Below are 10,711 nucleotides of genomic sequence, written 5' to 3' on the forward strand. Positions count from 1 at the left end.
CCGCCCCCTCCGGCGCCCCGCCCCCCCCGCCCCCGCCCCCCGCCCCCCCCCCCCGGCCCCCCCCCCCCCCCCCCCCCCCTCGACTCTACAATCAGCGTCGCCCTTCCACCGCCATGCGTACCGCCAGCCCGGCCAGCACCGTGCCCATCAGCCAGCGCTGTACCACCTGCCAGGTCGGGCGCGCGGCCAGGAAACCGGCGATGCTGCCAGCGGTCAGCGCAATCATGCCGTTCACGGTCACACTCACCGCGATCTGGGTGGAGCCCAGCACGATCGACTGCATCAGCACACTGCCCTCGCCGTCCGGATGCAGGAACTGCGGCAGCAGCGACAGGTACATCACCGCCACTTTCGGGTTCAGCAGGTTGGTCAGGAAGCCCATCGTGAACAGCTTGCGCGGGCTGTCCTGCGGCAGTTCGCGCACCGCGAACGGCGAGCGGCCACCGGGCTTGAGCGCCTGCCAGGCCAGGTACAGCAGGTACAGCGCGCCGCCGATGCGCAGCGCGTCGTAGGCGAACGGCACGGTCATCAGCAGGGCGGTGATGCCCAGTGCCGCACACAGCATGTAGAACACGAAGCCCAGCGCCACCCCGCCCAGCGAGATCAGGCCTGCCATCGGCCCCTGGCAGATCGAGCGTGAGATCAGGTAGATCATGTTCGGCCCGGGCGTGAGCACCATGGCCAGTGAAACCAGCGCGAAGGCCAGCAGGTCAGAAGTGGCGGGCATGGGCGGTCCTGGCAGTGGGCGTGGCGCAGTGTAACGCCTGCCGCAGGCGCGGCCTGCGCAGGCACCGCTGCCGGGTGACCGTTGCACGTGCATTCCGATGGCCATCACGCCGGTCGCTTAGAATCCGCAGCACCCCACACCGAAGCCCCCCAATGACCCCCATCCCCGAGACCGTGCCGCCCACCGAAGTGCGCATGGCCGAAATCGTCTTTCCCAACCACACCAACCACCTTGGCACCCTGTTCGGTGGCCAGGCGCTGGCGTGGATGGACAAGGCCGCCTTCCTGGCCGCCGCCCGTTACTCGCGCCGCACCGTGGTGACCGCGCGCAGCGACCAGGTCGACTTCAAGCTGCCGATCCGCATCGGCCAGATGGTGGAAACCATCGGCCGCATCGTCGAAGTCGGCCGCAGCTCGATGAAGGTGGAGGTGGAACTGGTCGCCGAAGACCTGCACAGCGGCGAGCGCAAGCTGTGCACCCGCGGCCACTTCGTGATGATCGCGCTGGACGAGGAAGGCCACCCGATCGCGGTACCGCCGCTGCCGGCGGCCTGACCCGGCCAACGGACCGGCGCTTGCGGGGGCGCCACCGCGCCCCCATCTGGCAGCCATGACCCTGCCACTGACCGACTTCATCGACCGTGCCCAGCGCCTGTTCGTGCTGACCGGCGCCGGCTGCAGCACCGCCTCGGGCATTCCCGATTACCGGGATGCCGACGGCCAGTGGAAACGCACGCCGCCGGTGACCTACCAGGCCTTCATGGGCGAGGCGGCCACCCGCCAGCGCTACTGGGCGCGCAGCCTGCTCGGCTGGCCGCGCTTCGGCCTGGCCCGGCCCAACGGCACCCACCAGGCCCTGGCCGCGCTGGAAAGCCGAGGCAAGCTGCAGGTGCTGCTGACCCAGAACGTGGACGGCCTGCACCAGCGTGCCGGCAGCCACAACGTGATCGACCTGCATGGCCGCTTGGATCTGGTGCGCTGCATGGGTTGCGAGCGTCGCAGCGGCCGCGAGGATTTCCAGCAGCGCCTGCTGGACGCCAATCCCGGCTGGGACGCGCTGGAGGCAGGCATCGCGCCCGATGGTGATGCCGATCTGGAGACCGATTTCTCCGCGTTCGTGGTGCCCGAGTGCCCGCATTGCGGCAGCGTGTTGAAGCCGGACGTGGTGTTCTTCGGTGAAAACGTGCCGCGTGAACGCGTGGCGGCGGTGCACGATCACCTGCAGCAGGCTGACGCCGTACTCGTAGTGGGTTCGTCGCTGATGGTCTATTCCGGTTTCCGCTTCGTGCAGGCCGCAGCCAAGGCGGGGCTGCCGGTAGCCGCGCTGAACCGTGGCCGCACCCGCGCCGACGACCTGCTGCAGTTCAAGGATGAACGGGACTGTGCCGAGGCCCTGGCGGGCTTCGTGACCCGGTAGCGCAGGGCCATGCCCGGCGGGCAACGGCGGCCGCGCTGCGCGCTCGCCGGGCATGGCCCGGCGCTACCGGTGACGCGCCCCCACGAAACAGCGATCCATCCAGACGGTTGATTCGCAGGCCGTGCGGCGGTGCAATACGCCCCCTCCATCCGCCTGACCCCCGCATCGCCGTGACCCAGCTGTTTTCGCCGATCTCGTTCGGCCCCCTGACCTTGTCCAACCGCATCGTCATCGCGCCGATGTGCCAGTACTCCGCCGAAGACGGTCGCGCCAGCGATTGGCACGCCATGCATCTGGGCAACCTGGCGCAGTCCGGTGCCGGCCTGCTGATCCTGGAAGCCACCGCGGTCGAACCGCGCGGCCGCATCAGCTGGGCCGACCTGGGCCTGTGGGATGACGGCACCGAGGCCGCGCTGGCACAGCTGCTGACCAGCGTCCGCCGCTGGTCGTCGATGCCGCTGGGCGTCCAGCTGGGCCATGCCGGCCGCAAGGCCTCGGTGAGGCGTCCGTGGGACGGTGGTGGCCAGTTGCCGGCTGATGACGCGCGTGGCTGGGCCACCGTGGCGCCGTCGCCGCTGCCGTTCCATGCCGCCGATCCGGCACCGCAGGAACTGGACGAGGCCGGCATCGCCGAGGTCATCGCCGCCTTCGCCGCCAGTGCGGTGCGCGCCGAGCGCCTGGGCTTCGAGCTGATCGAGCTGCATGCCGCGCACGGTTATCTGCTGCACCAGTTCCTGTCGCCGCTGAGCAACCGCCGCACCGATGGCTACGGTGGCTCGCTGCCGAACCGCCTGCGCCTGCTGGTGGAGGTGTTCGATGCGGTGCGTGCGGCAGTGTCCGACAAGGTCGCTGTGGGCGTGCGCATCTCCGCCAGCGACTGGGTCGATGGCGGCTGGGATCTGGTGCAGAGCGAAGCGCTGGCGCAGGTGATGGACGCGCGCGGCTGCAACTTCCTGCATGTCTCCAGCGGTGGCCTGGACGAGCGCCAGAAGATCACCGTCGGCCCGGGCTATCAAGTGCCGTTCGCAGCGGCGATCAAGGCCAAGGTGCGCATGCCGGTCATCGCCGTGGGCATGATCACCGAACCGGAGCAGGCCGAATCGATCCTGCGCCATCGCCACGCCGATGCGGTAGCCCTGGCGCGCGGCATCCTCTACGACCCGCGCTGGCCGTGGCATGCCGCCGCCGCATTGCGCGACAGCGTGGAACCGGCGCCGCAGTACCTGCGCTGCGAGCCGCGCGATGCGCGCGGCGTGTTCAAGGCGCGCTGAGGTTCACACCCGCCAGGCCGGCGCCATGCCGGCCTGCAGGTGCTCGAACAGCGCGCGGATCTTGGCAGTGAAATCGCGGCGGTCGCTGACGCAGAAATAGACCTCCATCGGCTCCGGGCGCCATGCAGTGTCGGCGCCGAACACTGCCTGCAGGCGGCCATCGCGCAGGTACGGCTCTGCCACGAATGCGGCCAGCCGGGTGATGCCGGCACCGGCTGCGGCCAGCGTCGCCAGCGCATCGATGTCATCGCAGACCATGCTCGGCGGCAGTGCGGCGTCCACGCGCTGGCCATCCTTCAGCAGGCCCCAGCGCAGCGGCCGGCCATCGGTGGGGAAGCGGTGCAGCAGCCCGCGATGGCCGCTCAGCTCGGAGGGTTGCTGCGGGGTGCCGTGTGCCTTCAGGTAGGCCGGCGAGGCGCAGAACACGAACGGCACGCGCGCCAGCTGCCGTGCGACGACCCCGTCCTCCAGCTGTGCACCGATGCGGATGCTGGCATCCACCGCTTCCGGGCCGTGCTGCACGGCGCGGTCAGTCAGGCGCAGCTCCAGCTGCAGTTGCGGGTAGCGCTGCTGCAGCGAAGGCAGCAAGGGGGCAAGTACGTGGCGACCGAACGCGCTGCTGCTGGCGATGCGTAGTGGTCCGGCCGGTTCGATGTCACCAGAGGTGACCATCGCCTGCGCGCGCGCCAGGTCGGCTTCGATGTGGCGCACCTGCGCCAGGTACAGCGCGCCGGCCTCGCTGAGGGCCAGCTGGCGCGTACTTCGGTTCAGCAACCGTACGCCCAGATGCGCCTCCAGCCGGTTGATGTTCTGGCCGACTGCGGTGGCGCTGATGCCAAGGATGCGGGCCGCTGCGGCAATGCTGCCGGTCTCTGCGGTGCGGGTGAAGCTGCGGATCAGTTGCAACAGGTTCATGACCGACCAGCTTGCCATGGAGAAACCCAAGTATCGCTTGGGACTGAACCAAGCAGGTCGGTTGCATCGGTGACCATCGATCCCGAGGACAGGCTGCTGCCCTACACTCGGGCGATGCGCCCCGATTCCATCCTCACCCTGTCCTGTCCCGACCGTACCGGCATCGTCTACCGCGTATCCGGCCTGCTGTTCGACCACGGCTGCAACATCCTCGACGCCCAGCAGTTCGGCGACGAGGAGAGCGGCCGCTTCTTCCTGCGCGTGCATTTCGATCGCGATGCCGGCCTGCCGCTGGAGACCGTGCACGCCGCCATGGCCACGCTCGCCGCCGGCTTCGGCATGGACTGGCAGCTGCATGATGGCCGCCGCCGTGCACGCCTGCTGGTGCTGGTCAGCAAGCAGGGGCACTGCCTCAACGACCTGCTGTTCCGTGCCCACAGCGGCCAGCTGAAGGTGGACATTGCCGCAGTAGCGTCCAACCACGCCGACTTCGCGCCGCTGGCGGCGTCCTACCAGGTGCCGTTCCACCACCTGCCGGTGACCGCTGATACGCGCGTGGTGCAGGAGCAGCAGATCATCGACCTGGTCGAGCGCGAACGCATCGATCTGGTGGTGCTGGCGCGCTACATGCAGATCCTGTCACCCACGCTGTGCCGCGCGCTGGCCGGCCGTGCGATCAACATCCACCACAGCTTCCTGCCCAGCTTCAAGGGCGCGCAGCCGTACCACCAGGCACACGCGCGCGGGGTCAAGATCATCGGCGCCACCGCGCACTACGTCACCGAGGATCTGGACGAAGGCCCGATCATCGAACAGGACGTGGCCCGCGTGGACCACGCGATGGCGCCGCGCGAGCTGGTGCGGCTGGGCAGCGATACCGAATCGCTGGTGCTGGCCCGCGCCGTTCGGCGCCATGTGGAGCACCGCATCCTGCTCAATGGGCACCGAACGGTGGTGTTCCGGTAATCGCCCATCCCGCGTCCGCCGGGCATGGCCCGGCACTACCGAATCCTGATTTCATCCAATGAAAAGCCCCCGGTTCGGCCGTCCCGCGATCTATAGGGGGGCGTAGTTAGGGGGCTGGATGAATCGATTGTGTTGTTGTGGGCAGGAGCGCGCAAGCGGCATAAGCGACGTGCGCGGTAGCGCCGGGCCATGCCCGGCGGTCACGCCTCAGGCGATCGAAATCCCCGCCTTGCCCAGCGCTTCACGCACCATCGCGTCGTTGGCGTCGGTCACCGGCTTGGTCAGCTCCCACAGGAATTTCACCCGGAAGCCGGACTTCACCGCGTCCTGTGCGCTCCACAGCACGCAGTAGTCACGGGCCAGGCCGCACACGTGCACTTCGCGGATGCGGCGCTCGTGCAGCCAGCCTGCCAGACCGGTAGCTGGGCGCTCGCCATCGGGGCCATGGTTCTCGCGGAAGGCGCTGTACGAATCCACCTGTTGGCGCGTGCCCTTGCGCAGGATCAGGTCGGCCACCGTCCAGCCCACGCCCGGGTGCAGGGCGGCACCGGCGCTGCCCTGCACGCAATGATCCGGCCACAGCGTCTGCGGCTGCGCGTGCAGCAGGATGGTCTCGAACGGGCGCTGGCCAGGGTGCTGGCTGGCAAACGAGGCATGGTCGGCCGGGTGCCAGTCCTGGGTCGCCACCACGGTATGGTAGCGGCGCTGTGCCAGCAGGTCGGCAATCGGTGCCACCAGCGTATCGCCCTGGTCGCAGGCCAGCGCGCCACCGGGCATGAAGTCCGGCTGCAGGTCGATCACCAGCAGGGCGACATCGGCGGGCAGGGCGGTCATGGCAGTTCCGGTACAGCAGAAGGGGCGACCAGCGTGGCCGCCCCATGCCCACACGTCAATCGCCCTGCGGCGTCTCAGCGTCCTGCCCGTAGTACAACAGGCCGATCTTGATCCGTTCGCGGCCATTCTCGCGGCGGTGACGGTTGGCATCGCGCAGCGAGTACACGCAGCCGCAGTATTCCTGCTGGTAGAACTGCTCGCGCTTGCTGATCTCGATCATGCGGCTGGCACCGCCGCCCTTGCGCCAGTTGTAGTCCCAGTACTGCAGGCCTTCATAGCGCGACGCGGCACGGATGCCGCAGTCGTTGATCTGCGCCATGTTCTTCCAGCGCGAGATGCCCAGCGACGAACTGATGGTGTCGTAGCCGTGCTCGTGCGCGTACAGCGCAGTGCGCTCGAAGCGCATGTCGAAGCACATCGTGCAGCGGATGCCGCGTTCGGGCTCGTTTTCCATGCCGCGCGCACGGCTGAACCAGTTGTCGGTGTCGTAGTCGCAGTCGATGAACGGAATGTCGTGCTGTTCGGCGAAGCGGATGTTCTCCTGCTTGCGCAGCTCGTATTCCTTCACCGGGTGGATGTTGGGGTTGTAGAAGAAGATCGCGTAGTCGATCCCGGAGGCGGTGATCGCCTCCATCACTTCGCCGGAGCAGGGGGCGCAGCACGAGTGCAGCAGCAGGCGCTGGCCGTTTTCGGGCAGGGACAGGGTGGGGCGTTGGAGCTCGGTCATCGTCAGGTACCGCATGGACCGCCGGCAACGGCGGTGGCCCATGCATCAGCGCGTGGGTGAACAGGTCTGGCCGGAAACCGTGAACAGGACGCACGCGGCCGCACCGCCTGCACGCGCAGGACAACGACGGCCCCGGCAACCTCCCCGCGGAGATTCCAGGTCGAGTCAGGGGACGGTCGTGTCCCCCGGCCGGGGCCGGTATTCGGGCTGATGGACACGGGCCGCAGCCCACCTACTACCTGCCGCTTCCCAGGCGTGAGCCCAGTGCTGTTGGCAGGATTCGTTTCCATTCACCGCTGCGGGGCAGCTCCGGAATGGGCGCGCGAAGCGCCTTCACCGGATTCCCGTTTAAATCCCTGCCGCCATCAATGCCACGGCAGGGATACCTTCGGCGTGCCCACGGTGGACGCGTCGAGGGCAATGGTCAAGGGCCAATGAAAGCGCAGGGCTGTGGCTCGCTTCTCAGGCTGTGAGAGCGCCTCTTGCCATACTGGGCACCGACAGACGGGAGGTGGCTCGTGGCGGCGAAGTACTGCGATCTGGTCATGAAAGGTGGCATCACCAGCGGCATCGTGTACCCCAATGCGGTACTGGCGCTGGCGCGCGAGTATCGATTCAAGAGCATCGGCGGCACCTCGGCCGGCGCCATCGCCGCGGCGGTGGCGGCCGCGGCGGCGTGCGGTGATCGCCGCCAGCAGGCCGGCGAGCACCTGCCCGGCGATGCCGGCTACGGCGGGCTGTCGGCGGTGTCGGCGCAGCTGTCGCGGCGCGGCTTCATCTACAGCCTGTTCCAGCCGGCACGGGGCGCGCGCGCCGCCTACCGGTTGCTGGTGGTGCTGACCGGCAATGCCCGCCTGCCACACAAGCTGCTGTGCCTGGCCATCGCGGTGTTCGAGATTGCGCCACTGGAGGTGCTGGTGTCGCTGGCGCTGCTGCTCGGCCTGGGCTGGTGGGGCGGCGGTTGGAGCGGCGTGGCCGCCACGCTGCTGCCATCACTGCTGTGCGCGTACGGTGTCGGCGTGGCCGGTGCCGCGCTGCGGATAGCGCGGGTGGCGCGCCGTAACCTGCTGGGCCTGTGCAGCGGCCTCGGCCGCGATGCACGCACGCCGGCATTGACCGAATGGTTGCACGAGTGCCTGCAGCAGCTGTCCGGCAAGCCGCTGGATGCACCGCTCACGTTCGCCGACCTGCACGATGCGCCGCGCTATGCCGGCGAGCCGGACAGCCCGCATGCGATCAGCCTGCAGATGATCACCACCTGTGTGTCGCACAACGAGCCGCGCACGTTGCCGCTGGGCGGCGCGCAGTTCTGGTTCCTGCGCGAGGAGTTCGAGCAGCTGTTCCCGGCCAGCGTGGTGCAGTGGCTGGTGACGCAGGCCGGCCCGCCGCTGGAGGTGGAGGGGCGCCGGTACTACCACCTGCCGCAGGGGCCGAAGCTGCCGGTGCTGGTGGCCACGCGCATGAGCCTGAGCTTCCCGTTGCTGATCAGCGCGGTGCCGCTGCACGAGCCCTCGCGCCGCGAGCGTCGCTGCGAACCGACTGCACCTGCGGCCGACCAGGAGCACAATGTGGCCGACAGCATGGAAGGGCTGACCAGTGCCGGGCAGACCTGCGGCCCGGTGATCACCGCTTTCCGCATCTGCTGGTTCTCCGATGGTGGCATCAGCAGCAACTTCCCGATCCACCTGTTCGATGCCGCGTTGCCACGCTGGCCGACCTTCGCCATCAATCTGGTCTACCCGCAGCACGCCGAAGACGTGAGCCACGGCAGCAGTGGCCGCCAGGCGCTGGAACACGCCGTGTTCCTGCCCACCGAGAACCGCCACGGCTGGCAGCGTACCTACCAGTCGATCGCTACGCCGCTGGCGGCCGCAGAACTGGGCCGTTTCCTGTTCGCGGTGGTGGCGACCATGCAGAACTGGCGCGACCTGCTGCAGGCGCGCGCACCGGGCTACCGCGACCGCATCGTGCACGTCAGCCTGCAGGGCGACGAAGGCGGCATGAACCTGGACATGCCACAGGAGGTGCTGACCCGCATTGCCGATAAGGGCAGCCTGGCCGGTGCACGCTTCTGTTCGTTCTCGTTCGAGAACCATTACTGGATCCGCTGGCGCAACCTGGCCTCGGCCTACCAGCGCTACACGCTGGAAGTGGCGCGCACCGACGACCCGGCGCAGCAGGTACTGGCCTACCGCGCGGCGTACTCGATGGTTGCCAGTGGCCAGCCGGCGCCACCGTCGTACAAGCTGGGCTCGGAAGACAAGCGGCTGGCATCGCAGCAGTTGTGGGGGCTGATGGTCGAGCAGGGACGTACCTGGGAGGACCTCGGCCCGGACCTCACCGACGGCGCACCGCGCCCGCTGCCGCAGATGAAGGTGACGCCGATCTACTGACCTCCGCCGCGGCCGATTGAACTGTTCTGGTGGGTGCCGACCTTGGTCGGCACGATCTGCTCCCTGCGGTGCTTCATCGCCAGGGTGCAACCACCGCATCACCCTGCAAGGGTGCATACAACGGCAGCGCCAGCTGCTGCTTCACCCAGCCCGGATTGAGCGCACGCAGGCCGGCCAGGTATTCGCGGGCCAGCGCGAAATCACCTTGCCGCATGGCCAGGCGCGCAGCGCGCGCCCAGGTACGGTCCCAGCCGTGGGCCAGTGACAACGAGGACGCCAGCGCAGCGCGCGCACCTGCCACATCGCCGTTCTCCCAACGCTGCTCGGCCTGGATGATCGCCTCGTTGGACAGGCGCATGTCGTACAGTTCGCGCAGCCTCGCGACCGCACGCGGGTCGGCGTCCACGCGCAGGTCGGTGTCCTGCCAGTCGCCTCCTGGCGTGCGCACCAGCAGCGCGGCCGACCACTGCCCACTGCGCTGGCCGCCCGCGGCCTGGCCGGCTTCCAGCGCCGCCAGCAGGCGTGTGGCCAGCGCTCCGTGCGAAGCCGTAAAGGTACGTTGCATTGCCGCCAGCACGTCCGGTCCGGCCAGGCCATTGCCCTGCACGCTCAACATGCCGTCGCCGTGCGCACCGGCCCAGCTGGCCTGCTGCGCGGTGGCGCCGGTGTACTGCGCATTGCCGCCGCGCGCACTGACCAGCCCCACCTGGCGCTCGGCGAGGGTGGTGCCATCGAAGTTGCCGTCTTCATCCAACAGCTGCTTCAGCACCTGCGAAGGCGTGCGACCTTTGGCCAGTAGTTCAAGGCCTTTCGACCCATAGGTCGGGTTGGTCTCGAACTGGCTGGCGACCGCGCCCACTTTGGCCTGTGCCCACGGCACACCCACGCCCCCGACCGCCAGGTTGTGCGTGGCCACCGCCACCCCGCAGTCGCCGGCCTCGTTGCAGGCGGCAATGGAAAAGGTCGCCCACGCCGGCGCGGCGGTGGCAGTGAGCAGCAGGGCCAGGCAAGAGCGCAACAGGGACATAGGTGTCTCCATGGGCGGGCATTGCAATGGGATGCAGCCTACGCACGAAAGGTTTAGTAGATCCACGCCATGCGTGGATGGAATCCGATCGAGATCGAATATTTCGAAACTTCATCGAAGCGCATCCACGCATGGCGTGGATCTACCGTGTCGACCAAGGTCGACACCCACCAACAGCAGCGTGCCGACCAACGGTCAGCACCCACCAACAGCCGCGGGAAACTGTCGAAGGCGGGGTGGGTCCGGTTGCGGGGGCGTGAGCCGCATGGGCCCGAGGCATGCCTCGGGCGGGTTGGGCAGGACGCCCAACCCCGGTCTTGCCGTGTGCGCAGGACTGCGCACACGAGCAAGCGGCGACCGAGCTTACATGGGTGAGGGCGCTTTGCTTGCGAAGCATTGCTTCGCAAGCGCCCGCACGCACAGCCGCCAGCGGCT

Annotated in this window: 10 protein-coding genes and 1 riboswitch; of the genes, 5 read left to right on the forward strand and 5 right to left on the reverse strand. The window is 68.6% G+C overall.

The genetic code is table 11. From position 1 onward, the window contains the following. Positions 1–91 precede the first annotated feature (91 nt). Complete coding sequence (locus V3B25_RS11265; RefSeq protein WP_032128209.1) at positions 92–727, reverse strand: LysE family translocator; 636 nt, start codon at positions 725–727, stop codon at positions 92–94. A 152-nt stretch (positions 728–879) separates the two neighbouring features. Between V3B25_RS11265 and V3B25_RS11270 the strand changes: the two genes are divergently transcribed. From V3B25_RS11270 to V3B25_RS11280, 3 genes are all read left to right on the forward strand, one after another. Beyond that, positions 880–1,281, forward strand: a complete 402-nt coding sequence (locus V3B25_RS11270) for an acyl-CoA thioesterase (protein ID WP_004153688.1) — start codon at positions 880–882, stop codon at positions 1,279–1,281. A 55-nt stretch (positions 1,282–1,336) separates the two neighbouring features. Next, on the forward strand, positions 1,337–2,143 hold the full coding sequence (locus tag V3B25_RS11275) for an NAD-dependent protein deacetylase (protein ID WP_329810680.1): 807 nt from the start codon (positions 1,337–1,339) through the stop codon (positions 2,141–2,143). Between the two features lie 170 nt (positions 2,144–2,313). Further along, a complete protein-coding gene (locus tag V3B25_RS11280; protein WP_329810681.1) occupies positions 2,314–3,414 on the forward strand; it encodes an NADH:flavin oxidoreductase/NADH oxidase in 1,101 nt (366 codons plus the stop codon). A gap of 3 nt (positions 3,415–3,417) precedes the next feature. On the opposite strand, the gene V3B25_RS11285 is transcribed toward V3B25_RS11280, so the two are convergent. Beyond that, the gene (locus V3B25_RS11285; RefSeq protein ID WP_049399772.1) at positions 3,418–4,329 is read right to left on the reverse strand and encodes a LysR family transcriptional regulator; all 912 of its coding nucleotides are present in this window, start codon (positions 4,327–4,329) and stop codon (positions 3,418–3,420) included. A 114-nt stretch (positions 4,330–4,443) separates the two neighbouring features. On the opposite strand from V3B25_RS11285, the gene purU reads away from it, so the two are divergent. Continuing rightward, a complete protein-coding gene (gene purU / locus V3B25_RS11290; protein ID WP_049421018.1) occupies positions 4,444–5,295 on the forward strand; it encodes a formyltetrahydrofolate deformylase in 852 nt (283 codons plus the stop codon). 207 nt (positions 5,296–5,502) lie between these two features. Here purU and pncA read toward each other — a convergent pair whose 3' ends face one another. Continuing rightward, on the reverse strand, positions 5,503–6,129 hold the full coding sequence (gene pncA / locus V3B25_RS11295; RefSeq protein WP_329810682.1) for a bifunctional nicotinamidase/pyrazinamidase: 627 nt from the start codon (positions 6,127–6,129) through the stop codon (positions 5,503–5,505). Between the two features lie 55 nt (positions 6,130–6,184). Then, positions 6,185–6,856, reverse strand: a complete 672-nt coding sequence (locus tag V3B25_RS11300; RefSeq protein WP_032128203.1) for an epoxyqueuosine reductase QueH — start codon at positions 6,854–6,856, stop codon at positions 6,185–6,187. A gap of 175 nt (positions 6,857–7,031) precedes the next feature. Beyond that, positions 7,032–7,247, reverse strand: a riboswitch (cobalamin riboswitch). Positions 7,248–7,401: 154 nt separating this feature from the next. Here V3B25_RS11300 and V3B25_RS11305 point away from each other — a divergent pair. Further along, positions 7,402–9,249 (forward strand): patatin-like phospholipase family protein, encoded by a 1,848-nt coding sequence (locus V3B25_RS11305; RefSeq protein ID WP_165929913.1) that lies wholly within the window; start codon positions 7,402–7,404, stop codon positions 9,247–9,249. 73 nt (positions 9,250–9,322) lie between these two features. Here V3B25_RS11305 and V3B25_RS11310 read toward each other — a convergent pair whose 3' ends face one another. Continuing rightward, positions 9,323–10,276: a DUF1028 domain-containing protein gene (locus V3B25_RS11310; protein WP_201117857.1), complete on the reverse strand. Its 954-nt coding sequence runs from the start codon at positions 10,274–10,276 to the stop codon at positions 9,323–9,325. Positions 10,277–10,711: the final 435 nt, after the last annotated feature.

The organism is Stenotrophomonas sp. SMYL8 (assembly GCF_036320065.1).
Taxonomy (GTDB): domain Bacteria; phylum Pseudomonadota; class Gammaproteobacteria; order Xanthomonadales; family Xanthomonadaceae; genus Stenotrophomonas; species Stenotrophomonas maltophilia_A.